General features: G+C 72.0%; 24 protein-coding genes. 12 read left to right on the top strand and 12 right to left on the bottom strand.

The window, feature by feature from the left end:
• Nucleotides 1-10: 10 nt before the first annotated feature.
• A complete protein-coding gene (locus ACZ63E_RS15760; RefSeq protein WP_465336619.1) occupies nt 11-661 on the bottom strand; it encodes a class I SAM-dependent methyltransferase in 651 nt (216 codons plus the stop codon).
• Nucleotides 662-787: 126 nt separating this feature from the next.
• Here ACZ63E_RS15760 and ACZ63E_RS15765 point away from each other — a divergent pair, with 126 nt between their 5' ends.
• Nucleotides 788-4,798 (top strand): alpha-(1->3)-arabinofuranosyltransferase, encoded by a 4,011-nt coding sequence (locus ACZ63E_RS15765; protein ID WP_465336620.1) that lies wholly within the window; start codon nt 788-790, stop codon nt 4,796-4,798.
• A gap of 4 nt (nt 4,799-4,802) precedes the next feature.
• Here ACZ63E_RS15765 and ACZ63E_RS15770 read toward each other — a convergent pair whose 3' ends face one another.
• Complete coding sequence (locus ACZ63E_RS15770) at nt 4,803-6,023, bottom strand: lipopolysaccharide biosynthesis protein (RefSeq protein WP_465336621.1); 1,221 nt, start codon at nt 6,021-6,023, stop codon at nt 4,803-4,805.
• Between the two features lie 70 nt (nt 6,024-6,093).
• Between ACZ63E_RS15770 and ACZ63E_RS15775 the strand changes: the two genes are divergently transcribed.
• Genes ACZ63E_RS15775 through ACZ63E_RS15785 form a run of 3 tightly spaced genes read left to right on the top strand, consistent with a single transcriptional unit; the run spans nt 6,094 to nt 9,037 of the window.
• A complete protein-coding gene (locus ACZ63E_RS15775) occupies nt 6,094-7,776 on the top strand; it encodes an MmpA family trehalose lipid delivery protein (RefSeq protein ID WP_465336622.1) in 1,683 nt (560 codons plus the stop codon).
• 3 nt (nt 7,777-7,779) lie between these two features.
• Nucleotides 7,780-7,962, top strand: a complete 183-nt coding sequence (locus tag ACZ63E_RS15780) for a hypothetical protein (RefSeq protein WP_465336623.1) — start codon at nt 7,780-7,782, stop codon at nt 7,960-7,962.
• 4 nt (nt 7,963-7,966) lie between these two features.
• Entirely contained in the window at nt 7,967-9,037 is a 1,071-nt protein-coding gene (locus ACZ63E_RS15785; RefSeq protein WP_465336624.1) for a hypothetical protein, read from the top strand.
• A gap of 53 nt (nt 9,038-9,090) precedes the next feature.
• Here the strand turns inward: ACZ63E_RS15785 and ACZ63E_RS15790 are convergent, their stop codons facing one another.
• On the bottom strand, nt 9,091-10,227 hold the full coding sequence (locus tag ACZ63E_RS15790; protein ID WP_465336722.1) for a glycosyltransferase family 4 protein: 1,137 nt from the start codon (nt 10,225-10,227) through the stop codon (nt 9,091-9,093).
• 160 nt (nt 10,228-10,387) lie between these two features.
• Between ACZ63E_RS15790 and ACZ63E_RS15795 the strand changes: the two genes are divergently transcribed.
• Nucleotides 10,388-11,083, top strand: coding sequence for a class I SAM-dependent methyltransferase (locus tag ACZ63E_RS15795; RefSeq protein WP_465336723.1), 696 nt, complete (start codon nt 10,388-10,390; stop codon nt 11,081-11,083).
• Between the two features lies 1 nt (nt 11,084).
• Here ACZ63E_RS15795 and pgfA read toward each other — a convergent pair whose 3' ends face one another.
• Nucleotides 11,085-12,179, bottom strand: a complete 1,095-nt coding sequence (gene pgfA, locus ACZ63E_RS15800; RefSeq protein ID WP_465336625.1) for a cell envelope lipid trafficking protein PgfA — start codon at nt 12,177-12,179, stop codon at nt 11,085-11,087.
• 238 nt (nt 12,180-12,417) lie between these two features.
• Here pgfA and ACZ63E_RS15805 point away from each other — a divergent pair, with 238 nt between their 5' ends.
• A complete protein-coding gene (locus ACZ63E_RS15805; protein ID WP_465336626.1) occupies nt 12,418-12,915 on the top strand; it encodes a hypothetical protein in 498 nt (165 codons plus the stop codon).
• 209 nt (nt 12,916-13,124) lie between these two features.
• Here the strand turns inward: ACZ63E_RS15805 and ACZ63E_RS15810 are convergent, their stop codons facing one another.
• The gene (locus tag ACZ63E_RS15810; protein ID WP_465303441.1) at nt 13,125-13,556 is read right to left on the bottom strand and encodes a RidA family protein; all 432 of its coding nucleotides are present in this window, start codon (nt 13,554-13,556) and stop codon (nt 13,125-13,127) included.
• Nucleotides 13,557-13,624: 68 nt separating this feature from the next.
• Between ACZ63E_RS15810 and ACZ63E_RS15815 the strand changes: the two genes are divergently transcribed.
• Nucleotides 13,625-14,092: a MarR family winged helix-turn-helix transcriptional regulator gene (locus ACZ63E_RS15815; protein ID WP_465336627.1), complete on the top strand. Its 468-nt coding sequence runs from the start codon at nt 13,625-13,627 to the stop codon at nt 14,090-14,092.
• Here ACZ63E_RS15815 and ACZ63E_RS15820 read toward each other — a convergent pair.
• From ACZ63E_RS15820 to ACZ63E_RS15835, 4 genes are all read right to left on the bottom strand, one after another.
• Entirely contained in the window at nt 14,089-14,295 is a 207-nt protein-coding gene (locus tag ACZ63E_RS15820) for a helix-turn-helix domain-containing protein (protein WP_247056639.1), read from the bottom strand. The two genes, ACZ63E_RS15815 and ACZ63E_RS15820, sit on opposite strands and share 4 nt — an antisense overlap.
• Nucleotides 14,295-14,774, bottom strand: a complete 480-nt coding sequence (locus tag ACZ63E_RS15825) for a DUF2975 domain-containing protein (RefSeq protein WP_465336628.1) — start codon at nt 14,772-14,774, stop codon at nt 14,295-14,297. Before ACZ63E_RS15825 ends, ACZ63E_RS15820 begins: the two co-directional genes overlap by 1 nt.
• Before the next feature lie 50 nt (nt 14,775-14,824).
• On the bottom strand, nt 14,825-15,997 hold the full coding sequence (locus ACZ63E_RS15830; RefSeq protein ID WP_465336629.1) for a PucR family transcriptional regulator: 1,173 nt from the start codon (nt 15,995-15,997) through the stop codon (nt 14,825-14,827).
• 107 nt (nt 15,998-16,104) lie between these two features.
• On the bottom strand, nt 16,105-16,731 hold the full coding sequence (locus ACZ63E_RS15835) for a class I SAM-dependent methyltransferase (RefSeq protein WP_465336630.1): 627 nt from the start codon (nt 16,729-16,731) through the stop codon (nt 16,105-16,107).
• A 103-nt stretch (nt 16,732-16,834) separates the two neighbouring features.
• Between ACZ63E_RS15835 and ACZ63E_RS15840 the strand changes: the two genes are divergently transcribed.
• Together ACZ63E_RS15840 and ACZ63E_RS15845 are read left to right on the top strand one after the other, a co-directional pair.
• Nucleotides 16,835-18,868: a glycosyl hydrolase family 28-related protein gene (locus ACZ63E_RS15840; protein WP_465336631.1), complete on the top strand. Its 2,034-nt coding sequence runs from the start codon at nt 16,835-16,837 to the stop codon at nt 18,866-18,868.
• Between the two features lie 16 nt (nt 18,869-18,884).
• Nucleotides 18,885-19,361, top strand: coding sequence for a nitroreductase family deazaflavin-dependent oxidoreductase (locus tag ACZ63E_RS15845; protein ID WP_465336632.1), 477 nt, complete (start codon nt 18,885-18,887; stop codon nt 19,359-19,361).
• On the opposite strand, the gene ACZ63E_RS15850 is transcribed toward ACZ63E_RS15845, so the two are convergent.
• On the bottom strand, nt 19,351-19,884 hold the full coding sequence (locus ACZ63E_RS15850) for a GNAT family N-acetyltransferase (RefSeq protein WP_323322308.1): 534 nt from the start codon (nt 19,882-19,884) through the stop codon (nt 19,351-19,353). The genes ACZ63E_RS15845 and ACZ63E_RS15850 overlap by 11 nt on opposite strands.
• A gap of 85 nt (nt 19,885-19,969) precedes the next feature.
• On the opposite strand from ACZ63E_RS15850, the gene ACZ63E_RS15855 reads away from it, so the two are divergent.
• The gene (locus ACZ63E_RS15855) at nt 19,970-20,209 is read left to right on the top strand and encodes a hypothetical protein (RefSeq protein WP_465336633.1); all 240 of its coding nucleotides are present in this window, start codon (nt 19,970-19,972) and stop codon (nt 20,207-20,209) included.
• A gap of 28 nt (nt 20,210-20,237) precedes the next feature.
• A complete protein-coding gene (locus tag ACZ63E_RS15860; protein ID WP_465336725.1) occupies nt 20,238-21,587 on the top strand; it encodes a pyridoxal phosphate-dependent decarboxylase family protein in 1,350 nt (449 codons plus the stop codon).
• Here ACZ63E_RS15860 and ACZ63E_RS15865 read toward each other — a convergent pair.
• The gene (locus ACZ63E_RS15865) at nt 21,581-21,973 is read right to left on the bottom strand and encodes a hypothetical protein (RefSeq protein ID WP_465336634.1); all 393 of its coding nucleotides are present in this window, start codon (nt 21,971-21,973) and stop codon (nt 21,581-21,583) included. The two genes, ACZ63E_RS15860 and ACZ63E_RS15865, sit on opposite strands and share 7 nt — an antisense overlap.
• Nucleotides 21,974-22,120: 147 nt before the next feature.
• On the opposite strand from ACZ63E_RS15865, the gene ACZ63E_RS15870 reads away from it, so the two are divergent.
• Nucleotides 22,121-23,323 (top strand): glycoside hydrolase family 18 protein, encoded by a 1,203-nt coding sequence (locus ACZ63E_RS15870; RefSeq protein ID WP_465336635.1) that lies wholly within the window; start codon nt 22,121-22,123, stop codon nt 23,321-23,323.
• Between the two features lie 51 nt (nt 23,324-23,374).
• On the opposite strand, the gene ACZ63E_RS15875 is transcribed toward ACZ63E_RS15870, so the two are convergent.
• Nucleotides 23,375-24,511: an MFS transporter gene (locus tag ACZ63E_RS15875; protein ID WP_465336636.1), complete on the bottom strand. Its 1,137-nt coding sequence runs from the start codon at nt 24,509-24,511 to the stop codon at nt 23,375-23,377.
• Nucleotides 24,512-24,514: the final 3 nt, after the last annotated feature.

Raw genomic sequence — 24,514 nt, forward strand, 5'->3', positions numbered from 1 at the left:
ACTCACGACATCAGTACGGGTCGTACGGGCTGTCGTGGCCGAACAACCAAGCCAGCGGCCGCAACCGCAGGCGCAGCAGCACCTTGATGCCGACGTTGCGCACGAACCACGGCAGCTGTGCGAGCACCCGCAGCCGGTCCGCAGCGGACGGCGGCGAAAGCCGGAAGCGCGCCAGCGACGTCGCCCGGTCCACATAGGTGTAGCGCCGTCCGAAGAGGACTTTCACGACCGTGCCGAGCGTGACGCCGATGGAGGAGAAACAGTCGTGGACCAGGATTTCCGCGCCCGGCGGCAGGTGCGCCGACCAGCGCAGGTCATCGGTGTAGGTCCAGTAGTCGTGCTTGCCGTCGATGTAAAGCAGCTGTAAGGGCCGGTCCCAGTCAGGACGCAGTGCCGTGCTGTAACCGGCGACGAGCTCGACGACGTCGTCCAGCCCGGCCCGGTGGATGTTGCGCTCGAACAGTTGCCGCGTCGGCGATCCGCCGAAGAGCCGGCCGTCGACGAACGGGTCGACGGCGATCACCGTGGCCCCCACCGTGCGGGCGGCGGCGCCCAGCACGATCGTGGATCTGCCCTGGTGGCTGCCGATTTCCAGGACCACGTCACCCTTCTCCAGCCGGCACGCGGCGTGCCAGAGCGCTTCGCCCTGCGCGCGCGTCATCCAGCCCTTGACCGGCTCGGCCAGAGCCCAGGCGTCTTCGAACGAGATGGCGCACCTGCCAGGAGTTCGGGGGACTCGGAAAATCGTCGGCACATGGTAGCCAGGTTTCGGCCTAGTATCTACCGGATGGTAACCGCCACCCGCGAACGAGCCCGGGACGACGCCCCGCCCTCCGGCGGCGCCCGGAAGTTCTCGGTGGGCGCGTTCCTCCGCCGCCCGAGCACGTGGATCGTGCTGGCGCTGACCACGTTGTCGTTCCTGCAGATGCCGGGGAAGACGACGTTCGACACGAAGCTCGACCTCGCCGTCGACCCGCTCGCGTTCCTCGGCCGCGCGCTGCACCTGTGGAACCCCGAGGCCACCGCCGGCGAGCTGCAGAACCAGGCGTACGGCTACCTGTTCCCGATGGGCCCGTTCTTCGCGCTGTGCCAGGCCGCGGGGATGCCCGCGTGGATCGCGCAACGGCTGTGGGGCGCGATCCTGCTGTCGGCCGCGTTCGGCGGGGCGCTGCTGCTCGCGCGCGCGATGAAGATCGGCACCGAGCGCACGCGGCTGATCGGCGCGCTCGGGTACGCGCTCGCGCCGCGCATGCTGACCGAAATCGGTGGTCTGTCCGCGGAAATGCTGCCCGCCGTGCTGCTGCCGTGGGTGCTGGTGCCGCTGGTGCGGGCGGGGCGGACCGGCTCGCCGCGGCGCGCGGCCGGGCTGTCCGCCTTGGCCGTGCTGTGCATGGGCGGGGTCAACGGCGCCATGGTGGTGATGGCGCTCGTCCTGCCGGGGCTCTGGCTGCTGACGCGGAAGTGGACCCGCGAGCACGTCCGGCTCGTCCTGTGGTGGACGGTGTTCGTCCTCGGCGCGACGCTGTGGTGGATCCTGCCGCTGCTGCTGCTCGGTGAGTACAGCCTGCCGTTCCTGGACTACATCGAGTCCGCGACGAACACCACCGCGCCGATGTCGCTGTTCGAGGTGCTGCGCGGGACGAACCAGTGGGTCGCCTACGTCGTGCAGGGCACGCCGTGGTGGCCCGGCGGCTGGTCGCTGATCGACAACCCGGTGCTGATGCTCGCGACCGGGCTCGTCGCGGGAGTAGGCCTGTTCGGCCTGACCCGGCGCGGCCTGCCCGAGCGGCGGTTCCTGGTGCTGGGTGTGCTCACCGGGCTGACCCTGTTGACCATCGGGTACGTCGGCACGCTCGACAGCCCGCTGGCCGAGCAGGTCCGGCACCTGCTCGACGGGCCGCTGGCCCCGCTGCGCAACGTCCACAAGTTCGAGCCGGTGCTGCGGCTGCCGCTGATGCTGGCGTTCGTGCACGGCATCTCGAGCCCGGCCCGGCTGAAGTCCGCGCGCCGGCTCCTGCGGCCCGCGCTCGGGCTGCTGCTGGTGCTGGTGATGGCCGCGCCGGCGTGGCTGCTGAACCTGCGGTCCGGCCCGGGCTGGGACGAGGTGCCCGCCTACTGGCACAACGCGATGGACTACGTCGCGAAGGCCGATCCGAACGCGCGGACGCTGATGCTGCCGGCCACCGGGTTCGGCGAGTACGACTGGGGCCGCACGGTCGACGAGCCCGCGCAGGCGATCGCGAAGAGCCCGTGGGCGGTTCGCAACCAGGTGCCGCTGGGGTCGGAAGGCAACACACGGCTGATGGACTCCGTGGACGCCGCGCTCGCCGACGGCCGTGGTGATCCCGGGCTGGCCGCGCTGCTCGCGCGTTCAGGCTACCGATTCTTGTTGCTGCGCAACGACATCGACCGGGAACGGACCACGGCCCCGTCGATCGCCACGCTGCGCGCAGGGCTCGCCGGGTCGCCGGGCATCGGCAAGGCGGCCGAGTTCGGGCCGCTGGAGGTCTACGAGGTGCGGCAGCAGGTGCCGCTCGCGACCGCGACGTCCACAAAGGACGTCCCGACGGTCAGTGGCGGGCCGGAGAACCTGCTGCCGCTGATCGACTCCGGTCAGCTCGACCCGGCGACGCCGACCGTGCTGACCGGTGACGGCGGCTCGCCGGGTGGGCCCCGGCTGGTGACCGACGGCCTGCGGCGCGCCGAGCGGAACGTCGGCGGGGTGCGGGACAACCTCAGCCAGACGCTGACCGCCGGCGAGGCCTACCGCCAGCAACGCGCGGCCGGTGACGTGCTGCCGTTCCCGGGGCAGGAGCACCAGACCGTGGCCGCCTACCGGGGCATCCGCTCGGTGACGGCGTCGACGGCCGCGTCGTTCGCCGACGCCTTCGGCGGCTCGGACCCGGGGCACCAGCCGTTCGCCGCGATCGACGGCGACCCGCGCACGGCGTGGCACTCGTCGTCGTTCACCGGGCCGATCGGGCAGTGGCTCGAGGTGGAGCTGGACACCCCGCGGCTGGTGACCTCGGTGGACCTGCAGATGGTGGACGACATCCGGGTGGGCTGGCCGGCGACGCGCGTCCGGATCACGACCGACAACGGCTCGGTCGACCAGCAGGTCGTCCGCGGCGCGGGTGCGCACAGCTACTCCGTCGCCGCCGGCGTCACGCGCAAGGTGCGGATCACGTTGCTGTCGCTGGTGGTCGGGCGGCAGGACGGCAACGTCGGCATCGCGGAGCTGGCCATTCCCGGCACCCAGCCGCAGCGTGCGCTGGAGGTGCCCGCGGACCTGCCGGCCGGCCCCGCGCCCGGGTTCGCCTTCACGCGCGGCGCGTCACCGCGGTACGCGTGCCTGCCCGCCGACGGCGCGGTGCGGTGCGACGCCTCCGCCGCCCGCGACGGCGAGGAGCCCGACGGCATCCGGCGGCTCTTCAGCACCACGGCCGAGCAGACGTTCCTGGTCGGCGGCTCGGTGCTGCCCGCCGGGGGTGGCAAGAACCCGGTGCAGCTGCCCGGGGTTTCGGTCGCGTCGACGTCGCAGCTCGGCGGTGACCCGGCGGCGGGCGGGTTCGCGGCCGTGGACGGCGACGCGGGCACGACGTGGCAGCCCGACATCACCGACCTGCGGCCGACGCTCACGCTCGGGTGGACCGGGCCGAAGCGGATTTCCGGGCTGCACATCGGGGTTTCGCCGTCGAGCGGGGCCCGGGTGCCGCGGCAGGTGCAGCTGATCGGCCGTACGGGCAACCGCACGGTGGAGCTCGACGCGGGTGGGTCCGCGAGCTTCGAGCCGCTGGACACCGACCAGCTGCAGATCGTGCTGCCCGGCGACGACGATGATCCCACGGCCCGCTCGGCGGTGGGGATCGGCAACCTCTCACTGTCCGGAACGGACGGTCTGCTGCCCGGCCCGGACCCGGCGTTCACGGTGCCGTGCGGGTCCGGGCCGAACGTCCACCTGGACGGCCTCGACTACCGGACGTCGGTGCAGGGCACGCTGGCCGACATCACCGCGCACCGGCCGCTTCAGCTGCGGATGTGCCGCGACTCCGAGGGCGGCATCGTGCTCCCGGCCGGCGGGCACGAGCTGCGGACGGACCGGTCGGAGTCGTTCGTGGTCCAGGACCTCTGGCTGCGCCCGGCGACGGCCACGGCGCCACCGGTGCACCGCGCGGTCCAGGTGGGCAAGTGGGACGCGGCGTCGCGGTCGGTGACGGTGGCGCCGGGCGAAGAGGCCGTGCTGGCGGTGCCGGAAAACGCGAACGCGGGCTGGACGGCCACTTTGGACGGTCGTGAGCTGACCCGCACCCGGGTCGACGGCTGGCAGCAGGCGTGGATCGTCCCGGCCGGCGCGGGCGGGGTGGTCTCCCTGTCGTTCGGCCCGGACTCTTCGTACCGGCTGGGGTTGCTGATCGGCGCGTTGGCGGTGCTTTTGCTGCTGGTGGGGGTGTTCTGGCCGGCCCGGCGGAAGGTTTTCACGGTGGCTCCGGGCGGGTCGCTGGTGCCGGTGGTGCTGATCGGGCTGCTCGTAGCGCTGGGCGGGATGCTGCCGGTGGTGCTGCTGATCGGGTGCCTGCTGGCGCGGCAGTTCTCGGAGCGGGCGCCGCGGTACATCGCCTTGGGCGGGGTGCTCGTGGCCGTGGTGGTGTCGGTGTTCGGGCGGGTGCTGGGGCACGGGCAGGAGTGGGCCTACGGGCCGGTGACCCAGGCGGCTCTGCTGCTGGCGGCGGCCGCGATGGTGTCGACCTGTGTGGACTGGTTCACCCGCAAAGATGTCGTGAGTGGTAATTCGGGTTAGAACCCTAATTACCACTCACGACGGCCGCGGAAGACCGGCGAGCTCGCAGCTCCAGTGCCACCCCGGCCACGGCCAGCCCACCGGCACAGCAGGCGGCCACCGTCACCACCTGCGCCGCCGACGCGTGCAGCCAGGCCGTGATCACCAGTGCCTCCACGGCCACCGCCGCCCACATCAGCACCGTCACGCGGCGGTCGCCGTCGGCCAGGCGCGCGTACAACAGGATCTGCACCAGCGCGAGCATCGACCCGGCCAGCGCGAACGGCCACACCGGCATCGTGCTCCCGGCGTACTTCGCGCCGCCGATAAACGCCAGCAGCGACGGGCCCAGCACCACGGAAACCAGCAGCACCACCGAGTCCAGCGCCGCGCACACCGCCAGCGCCACCGGCAGCACCCGGCGACGGCCGGCCGACAGCGCGAACCGGGGGAGCACCAGCACGCCCACCGCCTGCGGCAGCCAGTACGCGATCTTCGTGACGATCGCCCCCAGCGCGTACTCGCCGGCCGACGCCGCCGGGAGCGTGTGCCGCGCGAGGACCAGGTCCAGGTTCACCAGGAGCACCAGCGCCAGCATCGCCTGGGCCGTGTGCAGCACCTCGGCGCCGTGGCGGTCGGACCAGCGGGGACGCGGGCGGCCGCAGACCTGCCAGCCCGCCGTGACCACCGCCAGCGAACCGATCGCCGTGCCGGCCAGCGCGCCCGTCGTCGACCCCGAAACCAGCAGCCCCGCCAGGGAACCGCCGACCTTGCCCGCCCCCTCCAGCGCGATCAGGCCGGCCAGCGTCGCGAACCGGTGGCCGCCCTGCAGGAGCCCGTGGAACAGCCCGAGCAGCGTCAACGGCCCCAGCGAGGCGGTCAGCAGCAACGCCGGCGCCAGGGAGCCCAGGTGCAGCAGGAGCACCAGCAACGGGCTGAGCGTCAACGCCGCCGCCGCGACGATCGCGCTGGTCATCAGCCCCAGCGCGAACAGCGAGCCGGTGTGCTGCGGCGAGCGGGCGACGCGCAGCGCGACCACCGTCTGCAGGCCCATCGCCGGGACGACGCCGATCACCAGCACCGCCAGCAGCGAGCTCAGCTCCCCGAACGCGCCGGGCGCGAGGAGCCGCGCGGCCACCAGGCTCAGCACGTAGCTGCCCGCGTTGTTGCCCGCGAGCGCGAGCGAGACGAGGATCGCCGCGACCCGGTTGCCCGTCCGCGTCGGCACTTCGGTGTCTACGCTCAACGGCGGGCTCCCGTTACCGGCGGGTAATGACCAGGCACCATAACCGTGCCCGCACCGGAAAGGAAGGGCAGTGGACACACCGAGCAGACGCTTCGCGCTCCCCGTGCTGTCCGCGGTGCTGGCGTTCGCCGTCTGCGCGCCCCTGCTCGGGCGCGGGTTCGTCCTGAGCTATGACATGGTCTTCGCGCCACGCCAGTATTTTGTGCCGGACGCCTTCGGGCTCGGCGCCGTGCTGCCGCGCTCGGTCCCCGCCGATGCCGTCGTCGCGCTCGTGACCACCGTGGTGCCCGGAGACATCGTCCAGAAGATCGTCTTGCTGCTGGCCATCTTCTTCGCCGCCCAGGGCGCGGGACGGCTCGTCCCGACCGAACACCTCGGCACCCGGCTCGTCGCCGCGACGGCGTACGCCTGGACGCCGTACGTCGCGGAGCGGTTGTTCATCGGGCACTGGCCGCTGCTGCTGACGTACGCGTGCCTGCCGTGGATCGTCCGGGCGGGACTGTCGGCGCGTGACCACGAGCCGAACGCCCTGCCGAGGCTGGTGCTCGCCTGCGCCCCGGCCGTGCTGACGCCGCCGGGCGGAGTGCTCGCGGCCGCCGTCGCGATCGTGGCGGCGGGACCGCGCCGGATCTGGCAAACGGTCGCGCTCTCCCTGCTGCTGAACCTGCCGTGGCTGGTCCCGGCGTTCCTCAACACCGGCGGCACGTTCTCCGACCCGGCCGGTGTCGCGGCGTTCAGCGCCCGCGCGGAAAGCTGGGGCCCCGCGCTGCTCAGCGTGCTCGGCCTCGGGGGGATCTGGAACGCCGAAACGGTGCCGGGCAGCCGGAGCATGCCGTTGATCCCGGTGCTCGTCCTCGTGGTCGTCGCCATCGCGGTCGCCGGGTTCCGCCCGCTCGCCGCGCGGTGGGGGACCCCGCCCGTCCGCGCTCTTGTCCTGCTCGGTGTCGCGGGGGTGCTCCTGGCGTCCCTGGCGACGTTGCCGGGCGGGGCGACGCTGCTGGACTTCGCGACGCGGCACGTGCCCGGCGCGGGACTGCTGCGGGACGCCCAGAAGTGGGTGGCCTGGTGGGCATTGCCGCTCTCGCTGGGGTTCGCGCTGGCCATCGAGGTCGCCGCGGCGAAACTGCGGACCGCGGGCGGGCGCGCCGCGCTGGTGACCGCGGCGGTCGTCTTCCCGCTGCTCACCATGCCGGACCTCGCCTGGGGCGGCTGGGGACGGCTCGGCACCGCGCAGTACCCGCCCGACTGGCAGGCAGTGTCCGAAGTGCTCGGTGACCGGCCGGGCGACGTGCTGGCGCTGCCGCTTTCGGCGTTCCGCGGCTTCGCCTGGAACGACGGCCGCACGCAGCTCGACCCGGCGCCGCGCGTCCTGCCGAAACCGGTGCTGATGGACGACGCGCTGCAGGTCGGTCCCGAACGCATCGCCGGTGAGGACCCGAGGATCGGGGACGTCCGCGCGGCGACGTCGGCGCGGCAGCTCACCGACGCGGGTATCGGCTGGATCCTCGTCGAACACGGGACACCCGGCGAGGTCGACACGCGGTTGCTCGACGGCGCGACGGAGGTGTGGTCGGGTGACTGGCTGACGCTCTACCGGACCCCGGGTGTGCCGGCGGTGAAGGAGATCGCGTGGGCGCCCGCCTTGGTGGCGAACGGAGTAGCGCTCGGGTTGCTGTGCGTCGCACTGTTGTGCCGCATGTTACCGATGCGTACATTGGGCCGCGGCAGGAGTTCCCCGCCGCGGAAGGAGTGACACGTGGGCACGGTCATCGGCGTGGTCGCCGCCGTCATCATCGGAGGCGGACTGGCGACGGGGGCGGGCTTCGCACTCACCAAGGGCGCGGATCCGGACAGCACCACGCAGGTGCAGGAAAAGCTCAACGCGCCGTTGAAGTACAACCCCGCCGACCACCCGGCCAAGCTCTACGGGAACCGCTGACGCGGTGCCCCGGCTCGCCTCCGACCACGCGCACCGCGTCGTCGGGCTCTACGGCGACCCCACCGTTTCCTGGAGCATCCTCCTCGAAGCGGAGCTCGGCACGGCCGTGCCCGACCCGGAGAAGCTCCGCTCGCGGCTGGCTGCCGCCGCTCAGCAGTATCCGCATCTCGGTGTGCTGCCCGAAATCGAGCTGACCACCGCGGCCGACCTGCCCGCCGTCCGCGAGCGGTTCGCTGTCGCGCCTTACGAACGCGCCGATCCGCTGGTTCGCGTCGCCGTCTGTGTGGACGAGCTGACGCTCCTGGTCGCCGCGCACCACGGCGCGCTCGACGGTCTCGGCCTGCTGGCCCTGCTCGGCATCCTCCTCGACGTCCCGGTGTCCTCGGGCGCGACCGGGATCGGCGAACGCGTGGCGGGCAAGGCGTTCCTCGTCTCCGCCGTCCAGCGGCTCGCTGAAGCCCTTTTCACGCCGCCCGCGCGGATTGCTCCCGACCGGGCCGCTCCGGCCGCGGGAGACGTCTTCGCGGCCGCGTACGAGCAGCGGGTGCGCCTGGGCGCCGCGGGGTTCGTCGCCGCGGCGGCCCGCACGACCGAACGCTGGAACCAGGCCCACCGGAAGCGCGCCGACCGGATCGTGGCGGCGCTGGGCGCGTCGTGGCGGCCGGGCGTCGCACCGGAACCCGTGCACGACAGCGCGTTCTTCCGGCTGCGGCTGGGAAACCACCCGGCGGCGGACGACGTCGCGACCGTGTTGCGCGAACAGCCGCCGGAGCCCGACTTCCCGGCCCGCAGCAGCCGGCTGGCCCGGCTGGGCACGCGCCTGCTGGCGAGCCGGCTCGGGTCGACGTTCCTGATGTCGAACCTGGGGGTGGTGTCCACGGGGGACACCGTGCGCTCACTGGCGTTCTACCCGGCGGCCAGCGGCCGGTCCGGGGTGGCGTTCGGCGCGGCGACCACGGGCGGCACCACGACGGTGACGGTCCGCGCCCGCCGCAAGGACTTCGACGCGCTGGCGGCCGCGCGGCTGCTCGGTGAGTTCCGGGACGCGGTGCGGGAGCAGGAGCCGCGGCACTGACCGACTTGAGTGACTCATTCATGGCGCTGGGCGACGTGAATGACTCATTCATTTCACTCGGCGAGCTCCGGGACCCGGGCAGTGACCAGGACCCGCGGCCGCGGCGCCGGCCGCCCGGAGACGTCCTCCACCAGCGAAGCGAACTCGCCGACACTCGCGTCCCAGCTGAACCGGCCGGCCCGCTCGGCCCCGGCCAGGCCCATCTCCGCGCGCCGCAGGCCGTCGGCGAGGAGGCCGTCGACCCGGGCCGTGAAGTCGTCGAAGTCGTCCGCCAGCAGGCCGGTGCGGCCCTCCACAATGGATTCGGCGACTCCGCCGGCCGATCGGTAGGCGACCGAGGGCACGCCGTGCGCCGCGGCCTCCATGATGACGATGCCCCAGCCCTCCTTGACCGACGGGCACAGGTGCAGCCACGACCGCGCGAGCACCTCGTGCTTGGCCTGCTCGTCGACCCAGCCGTGCAGGACCACCCGGTCGGCCACCCCGCGCGACGCCGCGTGCGCGCGCAGCACCTCGTCCCACGGCCCCTGGCCGACGACCTCGAGCCGCAGCTCCGGCCAGCGCCGGGCGAGCTGTGCGACGACGTCGATGGCGTGCTCGATCCGCTTGTGCGGCACCAGCCTGCTCACCGCGACGAGCGTCGGCGACGCGTCCCGTTCGGACACGCACACCGGTGGCGCGTCGAGCCCGTTCGGCACCACGCTCACCCGCGCGTTCTCGACGCCCAGCCCGGCCAGCTCGGCCTTGGTGACCTCGGAAACCGTGACGTACCGGCACTTCCGGAACAGCCACGGCGCCAGCCGCGACTCGATCCACCAGCCGGCCCGCCCCAGCACCTCGCCGAGCGCGCTGATCCACTGTTCCTTGTGGACGTGGTGCACGAGCACCAGCACGGGACAGCCGGCGACCAGCCGGGCGAAGAACGGCATGCCGTTCTGGACGTCCACCACGAGGTCCGCGCGAGCCCGGCGGATCGCCCGCAGCGCGTGCGCGTAGACGCCGAACTTGTTGCCCCGCCGCCGGTAGCGGACGCCGTCACGCCACTCGCCGTCGGTCGCGCCCGGGTAGGCGGCACACTGGATCTCGACCCGGTACCCCGCTCTCGCGAGCCCTTCGGCCATCCGCTCGACGTACCGCTCGGACCCGCCACCTTCGGGGTGGCCGGTGTCGCGCCAGTTGACGAGGAGCACTCGAGGTCGTTCCATCGGGTTATCCAAACGTTAGCGACGATGCTAGGTTACCGGTGCGTACACAGTAGAGGAACGTATTCGGGAAAGCGACGGTTCAATGGCAGGCAATCGGATTTCCCCCGTGGCCGGGCAGCCGCACCGCGCGACGCTCCGCCGTTCCGTGACGCTGTTCCGCACGTTCCTCACCGAACAGTCCGACCCGGACGGCTTCTATTCCGCGCTGGCCGCCGATTCGGTGCGGCAACTGGCCGCGCACACTCCGCTGTCCGGCCGCACGGTCCTCGACGTCGGCGGCGGCCCCGGGTACTTTTCGGACGCCTTCCGCGCGGCGGGCGCGGTGTACCTCGGGCTCGACCCGGACGTCGGCGAGCTGTCCGCGCGGGGTGAGCCCGGTGAGAACATGATCCGCGCCAGCGGCACGGAACTGCCGGTGCGCACGGGATCCGTCGACGTCTGCTACTCGTCGAACGTGCTGGAGCACGTCGCCGAGCCGTGGGTGATGCTCGAGGAGATGTGCCGGGTGACCAGGCCCGGCGGCACGGTCTTCGCGTCGTTCACGCCGTGGTACTCCCCGTGGGGCGGCCACGAGACCGCGCCGTGGCACTTCCTCGGCGGCGACTACGCCCGGCAGCGCTATCTCCGGAAACTCGGGAAGCAGCCGAAGAACAAATTCGGGGAAAGCCTGTTCCCCGTTTCGGTGGGCGCCGCGCTCCGCTGGGCGAAGACGACGCCGCTCGCCGACGTAGTCGCCGGGTATCCGCGTTACCACCCGAGCTGGGCGATGTGGATCGTGCGGATTCCCGGCCTGCGGGAAATCGCGTCCTGGAATCTGGTGCTGGTGCTGCGCCGGAAGTGAATCAAGTCTGGGCGAAGACCACCTGACGCCGTTTCCGCGGCGCCGGCGGTTCGGGGCGCCGGCGCCGGAACAGCACCACCAGCGAGGCGATGATCAGCACGCCGCCGCCGATGCCGAGCCAGAGCGGGCCGGTGCTGGACAGGAACTCCAGCTTGCCCTTGTTCGCGTCCACCTGGTCGACCATCTGCGCGATGGTCCTGCCGTTGTAGGCGAGCGTCCCGTCGAACACGATCGTCGCGGTGGTGAGGGTGCGCAGCTCCTGGTGCTGTTGCTGTTGCTGCTTGACCTCGATGCCGGTGACCGGCTCGACCCACATCGTGTTGACACCGCGGTAGTAGAGGTCGGCCTTGACCGTCGGCTCGGTGCGGCCGACGAGCGCGCCCGGCACGTCCTTGGTGGCGATCTTCGTGTCGGGGATGTCCTGGACGTACCGGTAGGTCTCGATCCCGTTCACCGTCTCGGTGCCGGAGAACTTGGCGGTGACGGCCTTGCCGGTGTTGTCGTCGTAGACCGGGTAGTCCTTCTGCTCGGCGCCGAACGGGAACTTGAAGTTCAGGCCGGGCTGCGCCTTGTAGTCGTTGGTTTCGGGCGGCTTCTGCCCGTCCTTGTCGGCCTTGTCCTTCAGCTCCGTGACGTAGCTGCTGTTGGCGTCGCACGGCGGGTCGGACTCGCCGTGCGGCTCGTAGCCTTCACCGGTGCGCCGGTCGAAGCAGACCTGCCGCTTGCTGGCGGAGAGCACGGTGTTGTCGGCGTCGTCGGTGACCTGCACCGCGAGGAGCCAGACCGCGTAGTCGGTGTCCTGACGCATCTCCGGCGCGGCGAAGTTCGCCTGCACGTGCCCGGTCGCGGTCAGCTTCGCGTCTTCGCGGATGTTCGAGACCGGACCGGATCCGTTGTCGGTCACGGCGAGGACCTTGCTCGCGGTGCCTTCCAGCACCGACGTCGAGTCCTGGTCGAGCGGCACCTTGGCGAGCTCGGGGTACACGTAGGTCGGGAGGAGCACTGCCCCTGCGACCGCAAACACGCCCAGTGCCAGCAAGATCAGGCCGAAAGCACGTCGCAACGGTCCTCCTGGGTCGTCGTCGACACCACACAAATTACCCGGCGGTAATCAGTGCCCGGATAGTGGCCCGCGCCACGCCGCGCGTCAAAGTGTGACCGGCGGTCACAGCCACCCGGTGCGACCGGAAGGTGGCATGTGCGCGGCCGTTCGGACCAAGCGACCAAACATGTTTGTTCCCGGGCACAACGGGCATGGGCCCACCATCGGACGATCCTCACTCCGCCGCGCCGGACCACCAAGGAGAACTCCTCTTTTGCCCCAGGACCCATCGATGGTCGCCATCGCGGCGACCGCGCGCTGGCGGGCCCGGATCGTGGCGGCGGCCGCGAGCGCGGGGATCACCCTCACCGACCCGCTGGCCGGCGTGCCCGGCATCCGTGTGCTCGCCTGCACCCCGGGCGACCTCGGTGTGCTCGTGCCCCGGCTCGTCCGGGACGAAGTGCCGTCCCGAGCGGCGATCGGCGCGCATTCGGACTCGATCGCCGACCGGGAGCTGCGTGACGCCGTCGCCGACGTCGCGGCGCTGCTTTCGTTGCACGGCAACGTGGTGCTCGACCTGGACGCCGGCGGCCGCCGGCGGGCCCCGGCCCGGCCGGACGTGGTCGTCTCGGCCGGTGTGGACCGTCCCCAGTGGACGGAGCCGGCGGTGACGCTCCCGGTGGGCACGGCCCGCCGCGGGGGCCCGCTCACGGTGGCGCTCACCGCCGGTCCCGGCTTCGAAGGCCTGCTGCTCGACCTGGCCTGCCTGGTCGAGGCCGACGCGGCCTAGGCCGGGCGGAACTCGGCGTCTTCGAAGGCAGCCTTGCCGGCGAACGAGCTCCGCACGAAGACCGCCCCGGTGAACCGCGCGTCGGCCGTGAAGGTCGAGTAGCCGAACCATGCCTCGCTCGGAATTCGGCACCGGTGAAGATCGCTTCGCGGATGCGGCAGCCCAGGAGGCTGAACTCGACGAGGGTGGCCCCAGTCCGGCCGACCGGCTCAGCCGACGACGGCGGTGGCCCGGATCTCGACCCGCATTCCCGGCGCGCCGAGCGCCGTCACCCCGAGCTGCGTCCAGATGGGCGCGCGGTCGCCCATGCGCTTGCGGAACTGCTCGACCATGACCCGGGTGTGGTCGTCGCCGATGGTGTCGGGGGCGGTCGGGACGTGGAAGGAGTCCACCGCGACGACGTCCGCCCAGCCGGCGCCCGCCGTGGCGAGCGTGCGCTCGACGTTGTCGAAGGCCCGCACGATCTCGTCCTCGAGGGACTCGGGGAAGACGGTGTCGTCGTCCCAGCCGCCCTGGCCCGAGATCTCGACGCGGTCGCCGATCCGGACCGCCTGGCTGTAGTGCAGGGCCTCGAGGTGCCGGGGGCCGTAGCCGGGGGTGACGAAGAACTGCGGCATGGTGTTCCCTTCGGTTGACTTCACGCTTGAAGTCAACCTAGCACGGTTTTACTTCAAGCGTGAAGTCATGTGGGTCCGGGTAGGGTGCCGCCATGGCGTCCACCGACGAGCCCCGATGGCTCAACCCGGCCGAAAAGGAAGCCTGGACGGGCCTGGTTTCGCTCGTCCTGCTGCTGCCGGGCCGCCTCGAAGCGCCGCTGCAGCAGGAAGCGGGCCTGACGCTTTTCGAGTACCTGACGCTCAGCCACGTCTCGGAAGCGCCGGAGCGCCGGCTGCGGATGAGCGAACTGGCCTACCTCGCCAACGGTTCGCTGTCCCGGCTGTCCAATGTGGTCAAGCGGTTCGAGCAGCGCGGCTGGGTGGCCCGTTCGCCGGACCCGAAGGACGGCCGGTACACGCTGGTCACCCTGACCGACGCCGGGTTCGCGGTGGTCGAGGCCGCCGCGCCGGCGCATGTCCGGAGTGTGCTGCAGGTGCTGGACCCGCTGACGGCCGCCGACCAGCAGGCGCTGGCCCGCATCGCTGAGAAGCTCCGGGTGCGGCCGGTGGACCTGGCTTAGTCGTCCACCCACTCCAGCAGGTCGCCGGGCTGGCACTCCAGCACCCGGCACATCGCCTCCAGCGTGCTGAACCGGACCGCCTTCGCGCGGCCGTTCTTCAGTACCGCCACGTTGGCCGGGGTCAGCCCGACCTTCTCGGCGAACTCCCCGACACTCAGCTTGCGCTTCGCCAGTTCGACGTCGATGCGCACGACGATCGCCATCAGATGACCGCTTCCAGGTCGGTCCGCAGGCTGGTCGCCTGGCGCAGCAGGGCGCGCATGACGATCATCAGCAGGCCGAGCACCGTGATCCCCACGGTCACCAGGAACAGCAGCATCGGCATCCCCGGGTCGTCCGCGTTGAAGCCGACGAAGATCAGCATGCCGACAACCACCAGCCAGGCCGCGCCCACGGCCCAGACGATCACGTCGACCCACTTCAGGGACGCCGTGGTGAAGATGCGGTCCTTCTTGACCAGCGTCAGCAGCTTCCACGTCGCGACGACCACGACCTCGACGCACAGCACCAGGAACACCGCGATGGCGGTCAACGGCCAGCGCAGCGGCGCGTCGTGCGGATTTTGCGCCGTCTGGTAGGCGATCCCGCCCGGCAGGGACAGCGTCTGGAACACGAGGAGGACGCCGAACAGCACGACGAGGAAGACCCGGAGCGCCGCAACAGCGCGTCTTTCGGTGAGCATGCGACGACTATCGCCGGTTATCTATCGAAAGTCAATCGGTAGTTGTCGATCTACGATGGCTCCGGCTCGAGCCGCACCGATTCGAGGGCGACGTACAGCTCGCCGATGTCCGCCGGGTCCGTCAGGTCGCGCTTGGTCAGGTCCTGGACGCGGCGGAGGCGGTAGCGAACCGTGTTGGGGTGCACGAACAGCCGGTCCGCGGCCTCCTTCGCCGAGCCGTGGCCGGCGAACCACGCGAGCAGCGTGTCGAGCAGGACCTTGCGTTCCGCGCCGGACAGGGCGAGCACGCCGGACAGCGCGGAGCGCACGACCTCGCGGGCCATGCCCGGCGCGGCCGCGACCAGCGTCGTCACCGGTGAGTCGCCGAACACGACCACCCCCAGGGTCGCCGACGGCAGCGACCGGCGGGCGATCCGGGCGCGGTGCAGCGCGTCCGGGACCTCGGGGAACCCGGTGAACGGCCGGCTCATCCCCGCCGCCAGCGGCAGGGAACCCAGCACCTCGCGCAGCCGCCGGACGTCCTCGATCCGGTCGATCGCCACCAGCCCCGCCTCGCCGCCGGGCCGCCACGCCGAGCGCCAGCGGCGCGCCCGCAGGAGCGCCTCGACGGAGTCCTGCTCGTCCGGCTCGATCCGTTCGGTGACCACGACGACGAACATCCCCGCGGTCGGCAGGCCCAGGTCGCGGGCAGCGGCCTCCATTTCGGCCTGGCCGGTGAGCCGGCCGCGCAGCAGGTCGTCCAGCCGCCGCACGTTCGCGTGGGACGGCTCGGCCGCGACCTCGTCGTACGCCGTGGTCAGCGCGTCCGAGTAGAGGTCGATCGCCTTCCAGACGTAGGAGTTGATCTCGATCGTCCGGGTCGGGTTGAGGAACCCCGGGCCGGCGAGCTCGAGCAGGGCCTCGTAGACGAAGGTGCCGCCGATCCGGAACGCGCGCAGCACCGCGGGCAGCGGGATGCCCTGGCGCGCCTGGACGAGCCCGGTCTTGCGGGCGGCGTCGAGGGCCAGGCCGCGGCCTTCGGCCAGCGCCGACAACGCGCGTTCGAGGTTGGCGCGGCAGACCTGGCGCAGCTCGTCGGGAGCGACGTCGTCAACCTGGCGGTAGAACTCGTCTTCCGTGCTGAGCAGCCGGGCGAGGCGGTCGGAGAACTCGGGGAGCCGGGCCAGCATCTCGCGCACGAGCTCGCGGTGTTCGCGAGGTACCGGCTCGGCCAGAGTGCCCATCCCTCACTTTAGCTCGGGTCCGCGGCCGGGGACATGCACGAACTTGAGCAAAATTCATGTCCAACGGGTGATCGGCGCGGTGAGGGGTTGACGCCACGATCGACCCATCAAGGCTTGCGCGCGGTCAGGTAGACGTGCGGCTCGGGCGTGGCGCCGGGGTGGTCCGGGACGAACTCCGCGTGCTCCTCGCGCACGATCTCCAGACCCGCCGCCCGCAGGCGCTCGGCCAGCGCGTCGGCCGCGAAGCTGCTCGCTCGCACGGGGTGTCCCATGAAGACGATGTCGACGCCGTCCACATCGGCCGGCACGGTCGCGAACACCAGCAGGCCGCCGGGCTTCAGCCACGCGGCGAACCGGCCGATCATCGTCTCCTGGTCGGGCCGGGGGAGCTGCAGCATCGAGAAGAACGCCGTGATCGCGTCCCAGGAACCGTCGTCGAAGCTCAGCTCACGCATGTCGCCGAGCTCGAAGCGCGCGGCGGGCACCTGCGCCCGCGCGAGCTCGACCATCTTCGGCGCGACGTCGTAGCCGGTCACCTCGTGGCCCGCGGCGGCCAGCCGCTCGGCGACCGGGCGGCCGGTGCCGGCGCCGAGGTCGAGCACCTTCGCGGCCGCGGGCAGCGTCTCGAGCAGGTCGGTGATCGTGTCCCGCTGCGCGGTCGCGGCGCGGAAGGCGGTTTCGTAGTCCTTGCCGAGCGCGTCGAAGACCTCGGCGGCGGTTTCGGGACGAGTCATGGGCTCACCCTGCCAGACGTCGGGTTGCGCAACTTCTGTATTGATACGTGCAAGTACCGAGTAAGTTCGGGCAAAATCGGGGCAACACCTTGTGGGTTCGGGTGTGCGCGACCTACTCTTCCGCCGCACTCCCGAGAGAATCGAGGCCGCGATGTCGCTGCGCACGTTCGGAGCCACGCTCGTCGCGGTGGTCACCGCGCTCGTTTCGGTCGCGGCCCCCGCGACCGCCGCCGCGGACCGGCCCGTCGTGACGCGCGCGGCGCTCGACCCGGGCCTGGTCGCCGGACGCGGCGCCCCCGTCGGCTTCCTGGAGCAGGAGGCCGAGAACGCCCGCACGAACGGCGTCGTGATCGGCCCGGACCGCTCGGCCTACACCCTGCCCGCCGAGGCGTCCGGACGGCGCGCGGTCCAGCTGAGCGCCGGGCAGCACGTCGAGTTCACGCTGCCCGCCGCGGCGAACGCGGTCACCGTCCGGTACAGCATCCCGGACGCGCCGGGCGGCGGCGGGATCACCGCGCCGCTCGACGTCACCGTGAACGGCGCGCACCGGCAGCGGATGACGCTGACCTCGCAGTACTCCTGGCTCTACAACCAGTACCCGTTCACCAACGACCCGGCCGCGGACCTGCTGCACCCGGACTGGTGGATCACCGAGTGCTCGTGCGTGCCCGCGGCCACCACCCCGGCGCCGGTGATCACGAAACCCTTCCGCCCCAGCCACTTCTACGACGAACAGCGCCTGCTGCTCGGCAAGACCTACCGGGCGGGGGACAAGGTCGAGCTGACCGTCCCCGCCGGGACGCCCGCCGCGTGGACGGTTGTCGACCTGCTCGACTCCGAACTGGTCGCGCCGCCGCACGTCGACCTCTTCGCCGCGAACGTGCTGCTCTTCGGCGCCGACCCGACCGGCCGGCGTGACTCCGCCGACGCGATCGACCGCGCGATCGCCTTCGCCCGCCGGGCGCACCTCAAGGTCTACCTGCCGCCGGGCACCTACCAGGTCAACCGGCACATCATCGTCGACGACGTCACGATCGAGGGCGCCGGCAGCTGGTACACGATCGTCCGGGGGCACGAGGTCAAGCTGGACACCCCGGCGCCGGACGGCTCGGTCCACACCGGCGTCGGCTTCTACGGCAAAGACGCCGCGGCCGGCGGCAGCCACAACGTCCACCTCTCCGGCTTCGCGATCGTCGGCGACGTCCGGGAGCGCATCGACACCGACCAGGTCAACGCCGTCGGCGGCGCGCTCAGTGACTCCACTGTGGACGGTCTGTACCTGCACCACACCAAGGTGGGCCTGTGGTTCGACGGCCCGATGAGGAACACGCGCGTCACCGGCAACATCATCGCCGACCAGGTCGCCGACGGGCTGAACTTCCACACCGGCGTCACGGATTCGTTGGTGGCGAACAACTTCGTCCGCAACACCGGTGACGACGGCCTCGCGATGTGGTCGGAGAAGACCGCGAACGCGCGGAACACGTTCAGCCGCAACACCGTCCAGACCCCGGTGCTGGCCAACGGGATCGCGATCTACGGCGGCGCGGACACCACCGTGACCGGCAATCTCGTCGCCGACCCGATCCGCGAAGGCAGCGCGATCCAGGCCGGCTCGCGCTTCGGCGCCGAGCCGTTCACCGGGAAGCTGCGGATCACGGACAACACCACCGTGCGGGCCGGCACCTTCGAGCTGAACTGGCGGATCGGGCTGGGCGCGCTCTGGTTCTACGCCCTGGAGCGGGACATCGCCGCCGACGTCGAGGTCACCGGCGACCACTTCCTCGACAACACCTACAACGCGATCATGCTCGTCAGCGACTTCCCGGTGAAGGACAAGTACTCGATCACCGGGCTGGAGTTCGCGGACCTGCGGGTCGACGGCGCCGGGACGTCGGTGCTCAGCGCCCGGTCGGCCGGCTCGGCGTCGTTCCGCAACGTCGACGCGCGCAACGTCGGCGCGGTCGGGGTCAACAACTGCGGGTCGTTCAACTTCCCGCCGACCGGGTCGGAGTTCGCGCTGACCGACCTCGGCGGCAACGACGGCGGCTGGCTCGCGCCGTGGCTGCTGCCGAACACCATCACCTGCGACGACCGGCCGTCGGTCGTGCCGCCCCCGGCGCCGTCGGCCTGGTGAGGCTAGGGTTTGACGCGTGGCGGAGTTGCGGAAGGTCTTTGCGGGGATCGGCAAGAGCAAGGCGTTCGCGGCGGTCGGGCGCGCGCTCGCGCCGGCCGACCGGGTGCTGCTGCGGGTCAGCGGCGGCCGGTTCGGCGTCGGCACGGCGGTCGGGCTGCGGACCATGCTGCTCACCACCATCGGGCGCCGCAGCGGGGAGCCGCGGCAGGTGCCGCTGCTGTACGTCGAGCGCGCCGGCGGGTACGTCGTCATCGGCTCGAACTTCGGCGGCGAGGCGCACCCGGCGTGGTCGGGCAACCTGCTCGCCGAGCCGAAGGCCTCGATGACCATCGCCGGCCGCGCCGTCGAGGTCACCGCGCGGCTGCTGGCCGGCGACGAGCGCCAGGAGATGTGGGACGCGGTCGCCGCGTACTGGCCCGCGTACGACCAGTACGCCGTGCGGGCCGAGCACCGCGAGATCCGCGTCTTCCTGCTGGAGCCGGTCAGTCCATGAGGTCGGTGTGCCGGATCCGGTACACCTGCAGCCGCAGGTTGTAGTACTTGTCGGTCTCGCCGACCCACTGCATGCCGAGCCGCTTGGCGACGGCGATCGCGCGGGTGTTGTTCGGCCGGGCGACCGCGAACAGCTCGTCGGTGTCCTGCGTGAACGCCCACTGGATGAGCGCCTGCGCCGCCTCCGACGCGTAACCCTGGCCCCAGACACCGGGGCTGAGCTGCCAGCTCAGCTCGAGGTCCTCTTCGTACGGCGGGAGCAGCCGGATGCCGAGGCCGCCGATCACGGCGCCGTCCTCCTTGCGCTCCACGGCCCAGCGCCCGCGCGGCGGCCAGAGGTTGGGCTGCGCCTCCTGCCACGCGTTCAGCACGGCGCGCATGGCGCCGACGTCGCCGACGCGGTCCATGGCCGGGGTCAGCCAGTGCGTGACGTCTTCCGCGCCGTAGATCTCGAACGCGGCTTCGGCGTCGTCCACCGTCCAGTCCCGGATCACGAGCCGGTCGGTGCTGAGCGCAGTCTCCATATCAAGACGCTACGCCGGGAGGGTCTCGATTGTTCCCACGGCAAAGTGCTCAGAAGGTGAACACTTCACCCTTGATGATGTGGGCATGAAGACTTTGGAAGGCGTTGCGGTGCTGAAGGTCACGTCGGTCGCCGAGTGGCGGGAGTGGCGATGGTCGACCTCGCCCGGCAGACGGGGACCTGGGACGTGCTGGCGCCGGCTCAGGACGGAGTCGTGCCGGCGGATCTGGAGCGGGCTTTCGACGCGGGTCCGGCAGCGCCGGATCGCGACGACGGTCGAGCTGGCCCGCGAAAACCGCCGCGCGGCCCACCCGAAGCCGGCTTAGCGGGGCCTAGAGTCGGGCCGTGGACGAGATGCGTGACCTCCTGGCCCGGGCCGCCGAGCTGGCCGCCGACCACCGCGAAAGCCTCCCGGACCGGCCGGTCGCCCCAGCCGTCGATCCCGCCGCCCTGCGCGCCGGGTTCGGGCAGCTGCGCGACGCCCCGACGCCGCCGTCCGCCGTGCTGGAGGAGCTCGCCCGGGCCGCCGGGCCCGGTCTGGTCGCCACCGCCGGGCCGCGGTTCTTCGGGTTCGTCATCGGCGGGTCCCTGCCCGCCGCCGCCGCCGCCGACGTCCTCACCGCGGGCTGGGACCAGAACGCCTTCAACGCCGTCCTCTCGCCGGCCGCCGCGGCCGCCGAAGCCGCCGCCGGTGACTGGCTGAAGGACCTGCTCGGCATCCCCGCCACCGCGTCGGCCGGGTTCGTCACCGGCGGCCAGGCGGCCAACACGGCCGGGCTCGCCGCCGCTCGGCACCACGTGCTCGCCGAGGCGGGCTGGGACGTCGAGCGGGACGGGCTCACCGGCGCGCCGCGCGTCCGCGTCATCGCGAGTGAAGAGCGGCACGCCACCATCGACCGGTCCCTGCGGCTGCTGGGCTTCGGCACCCGGGCCGTCGAGCCGGTGGCCGCCGGGCCGCAGGGCGCGATCGACGTCGCCGACCTCGCGCGCGTCGTCGACGCCGGCACCGGGCCGGCGATCGTCTGCGTCCAGGCGGGAAACGTGAACACCGGCGCGTGTGACGACCTCCGCGCCGCCCGCGAAGCCGCCAAGGACGCGTGGCTGCACGTCGACGGCGCTTTCGGGCTCTGGGCCGCGGCCAACCCGGCCACCGCGGCCCTCGTCGACGGGGCCGGGCTGGCCGACTCCTGGGCCTGCGACGGGCACAAGTGGCTGAACGTCCCGTACGACTCCGGGTTCGCCTTCTGCGCCCACCCGGACGCCCACGCGGCAGCCTTCGCCAACCGTGCGGCCTACCTCACCGGCGCCGGTGAGGTGTCCGGCATGGGGGACTTGACGCCCGAGTCGTCGCGCCGCGCCCGCGGGTTCGCGGTCTGGGCCGCGCTGCGCGAACTGGGCCGCGACGGTGTCGCCGAGCTCGTCGACCGCTGCTGCCGCCTGGCCCGCCGCTTCGCGGGGAAGCTCGCCGACGGCGGCGCGGAGATCGCGAACGACGTCGTGCTCAACCAGGTCCTGGTGTCCTTCGGCGACGACGCCCGGACCGACACGATCGCCGGGAACGTCCAGCACGACGGCACCTGCTGGCTCGGCGGCACGACCTGGCGCGGCCGCCGTCTCCTGCGGATTTCGGTGTCCAACTGGTCGACGACGGAGGAAGACGTCGACCGCTCGGCCGCGGCGGTCCTCCGCCTCGCCGCTCAGTAGCCTTCGCGCACCGAAAGCGAGTCCGTCCGCCAGCCGATCTCCTTCTCCGCGCCGGTCGGCCAGCTCGACGAGAGCCGCCGCCGGACGCTGCCGAGCGCGCCGAGCCGCACGAGGTCCACCCGGGATCCCTGCGCCGCCAACGAGGTCACCTCGGCCGCGGTGAGCGGGACGTAGTCGAAGTACTGCGCGTCCTCGCCGCCGGACCAGTCGACGAACTCGGCGAAGATCGCGGCGAACGCCTGGCCGCATTCGGGACATTCGCGCAGGGAGATGCCGAAATGCGACTGTTCGACCAGGCGGTGGGTTTCGCGCAGGCGGGTCGTGCAGAACGCCAGCGCGGTCAGGGCGTCTTCGCCGGAGCAGCGGGCGCAGCCGAACTCGGTCATCGCGGGATCATCCCATGCGGTGAATCCGGACCCGGCTCCGGGGCCAGTGCGAAACCCTTTGACCGCAACGATTCACCCTGGTCCGCAGTGGTCTGGACCTGTTAGCCTCAGCGCGTCCGACCGGCCGGCTCGCCGAAGGAGAATTCCGTGCTCCGCTTCAGGAAAAGCATCGCCGTCGCCGCACTGGCGTTGGCCGGCGCCTCGGTCGTCGCGCCGCCCGCCGAAGCGGGGCAGGCCCAGGGCAAGGTGATGGCCTACTTCGCCGACTGGGACGTCTACGCCCGCAACTACCACGTCAAGGACATCGAGACGTCCGGGTCGGCCGCGAAGCTGACCCACATCAACTACGCGTTCGGCAACGTGACCGGCGGCGGCTGCGCCGTCGGCGACCCGTGGGCCGACCACGACATGCCCTACGACGCCGCGATGAGCGTCAACGGCCAGGCCGACAGCGGCGCCCTGCACGGCAGCTTCAACCAGATCCTCCAGCTGAAGAAGCTGCACCCGAAGCTCAAGGTGCTGTGGTCCTTCGGCGGCTGGACCTGGTCGAGCGGCTTCACCGAGGCGGCGAAGAACCCGGCCGCGTTCGCCGAGTCCTGCTACAACCTCGTCAACGACCCGCGCTGGGCCGGGGTCTTCGACGGCATCGACATCGACTGGGAGTACCCGAACGCCTGCGGCCTGACCTGCGACACCAGCGGGCCGAAGGCGTTCACGGCGCTGGTCAAGGCGCTGCGCGACAAGTTCGGGCACAAGCAGCTCGTCACCGCCGCGATCACCGCCGACGGCTCGAAGAACGGCAAGATCGACGCGAACGACTACGCCGGGGCGAGCCGCTACCTCGACTGGTACAACGTGATGACCTACGACTACTTCGTCTCCGGCGCGAGCCCGACCGGGCCGACCGCGCCGCACTCGCCGTTGCGGTCCTACCCGGGCATCCCGACCGCCGGGTTCTACGCCGACGCGGCCATCCAGAAGCTGCGCCACCAGGGTGTTCCGTCGTCGAAGATGCTGCTGGGCCTCGGGTTCTACGGCCGCGGCTGGGACGGCGTCACGCAGAAGCAGCCGGGCGGCGCCGCGACCGGTCCGGTGACCGGGACGACGACCGGCGAGGACGGCGTCGAAAACTACAAGGTCCTCAAGACGACCTGCCCGGCCAACGGCAAGATCGCCGGTACGGCGTACGCGAAGTGCGGCTCGCAGTGGTGGAGCTACGACACCCCCGAGACCGCGTCGGCCAAGGCCGGCTACGCGAAGTCGCAGGGGCTCGGCGGGGTGTTCGCCTGGGAGCTGTCCGGCGACACCACCAACGCGGAGCTGCTGCGGGCCATCGCGGGCCGCTGCTGAACCCCTCAGCTGGAGGGCCCGGGCGCGAACCCGCCCGGGCCCTTCGTCCACTCAGGACCGGGCCGGGAAGCCGTGCCGCCGGGCGCCGAGGACCACGGCGAGCACCGGCAGCAGGAGCACCAGCAGCGTCCACGGGAAGGACGCCGGCCCGGCGGCGTCGAGCAGCACCCCGCCGGCCACGCCGCCCGCGGCCATCGCGGCGTTCCACAAGGTGACGAGCATGGCCTGCGCGTTGTCCGCCGCTTCGCCGCCGGCGTTCCCGGCCGCCGTCTGCAGCAATGTCGGGACACCGCCCCAGCCGAGGCCCCACAGCGCCACCGCAGCGAAGACCATGGCCGGGCTGCCCGCGAACACCGCGAGCAGCGTCGCCGCCCCCGCGACGAGGATCGTGCTCAGCACCATCAGGGTGCGCAGCGCGCGGTCGATCACCGCGCCGACGACGAAGATCCCGGCCATCGACGCGACGCCGAACACGAGCAGGACGGCGTCGACCGCGGTTATCCCGGCGTGGCCGAGGAACGCGGCGATGTAGGTGTAGAGCACGGTGTGGGCCAGCACGAAGACCAGCGTCACGGCGAGGACCGGCAGCACGCCCGGCACGGTGAGCGTGCGCAGCACCGGCACGCGGCCGCCGGCGTGTCCGGGCTGGTCCGGGACCCGTGCGGCGATCCAGGCGAGTAGCACGACGGCGACCACCGACATGACGCCGAACGCCGAGCGCCAGCCGGCCAGGCCGCCGAGGAACGTCCCGGCCGGGATGCCGAGGGAGAGCGCGAGCGGGATGCCGGCCATCACGACCGCGATGGCCTTGCCCTGGTTCTCCGGCGACGCGAGCCGGCGCGCGTACCCGGCCAGCAGCGCCCAGACGACCCCCGCGGCCACCCCGGCGACGAACCGGGCCACCATCGTCAGCGCGTAGTCGGCCGAGAGCGCCGTGACGGTGTTGGCGACGGCGAACCCGGCCACCCCGGTCAGCAGCAAACGCTTGCGGGGCCAGGTCGCGGTGGCCGCGGCGAGGGGGATCGCGGTGAGGGCGGTGCCGAGCGCGTAGATCGTCACGGCCTGGCCCGCGGCGGGCTCGCCGACGCCCAGGCTCGCGCTCATGCCGGGCAGCACGCCCGCGGGCAGCGCTTCGGTGAGCACGGTGACGAACGCGGCGGTGGTGAGGGCGAGAAGCGAGCTCTTCATGCC

The organism is Amycolatopsis sp. NPDC104819 (assembly GCF_055583145.1).

What these genes read in the sequence shown, in the direction of transcription:
- ACZ63E_RS15820 (WP_247056639.1), bottom strand. Translation starts at nt 14,295, where the DNA reads ATGGCGATCGTCGTGCGCATCGACGTCGAACTGGCGAAGCGCAAGCTG.
- ACZ63E_RS15815 (WP_465336627.1), top strand. Translation starts at nt 13,625, where the DNA reads ATGGCGTCCACCGACGAGCCCCGATGGCTCAACCCGGCCGAAAAGGAA.
- ACZ63E_RS15825 (WP_465336628.1), bottom strand. Translation starts at nt 14,774, where the DNA reads ATGCTCACCGAAAGACGCGCTGTTGCGGCGCTCCGGGTCTTCCTCGTC.
- ACZ63E_RS15830 (WP_465336629.1), bottom strand. Translation starts at nt 15,997, where the DNA reads ATGGGCACTCTGGCCGAGCCGGTACCTCGCGAACACCGCGAGCTCGTG.
- ACZ63E_RS15875 (WP_465336636.1), bottom strand. Translation starts at nt 24,511, where the DNA reads ATGAAGAGCTCGCTTCTCGCCCTCACCACCGCCGCGTTCGTCACCGTG.
- ACZ63E_RS15855 (WP_465336633.1), top strand. Translation starts at nt 19,970, where the DNA reads ATGAAGACTTTGGAAGGCGTTGCGGTGCTGAAGGTCACGTCGGTCGCC.
- ACZ63E_RS15765 (WP_465336620.1), top strand. Translation starts at nt 788, where the DNA reads ATGGTAACCGCCACCCGCGAACGAGCCCGGGACGACGCCCCGCCCTCC.
- ACZ63E_RS15860 (WP_465336725.1), top strand. Translation starts at nt 20,238, where the DNA reads ATGCGTGACCTCCTGGCCCGGGCCGCCGAGCTGGCCGCCGACCACCGC.
- ACZ63E_RS15865 (WP_465336634.1), bottom strand. Translation starts at nt 21,973, where the DNA reads ATGACCGAGTTCGGCTGCGCCCGCTGCTCCGGCGAAGACGCCCTGACC.
- ACZ63E_RS15850 (WP_323322308.1), bottom strand. Translation starts at nt 19,884, where the DNA reads ATGGAGACTGCGCTCAGCACCGACCGGCTCGTGATCCGGGACTGGACG.
- ACZ63E_RS15805 (WP_465336626.1), top strand. Translation starts at nt 12,418, where the DNA reads ATGGTCGCCATCGCGGCGACCGCGCGCTGGCGGGCCCGGATCGTGGCG.
- ACZ63E_RS15835 (WP_465336630.1), bottom strand. Translation starts at nt 16,731, where the DNA reads ATGACTCGTCCCGAAACCGCCGCCGAGGTCTTCGACGCGCTCGGCAAG.
- ACZ63E_RS15760 (WP_465336619.1), bottom strand. Translation starts at nt 661, where the DNA reads ATGACGCGCGCGCAGGGCGAAGCGCTCTGGCACGCCGCGTGCCGGCTG.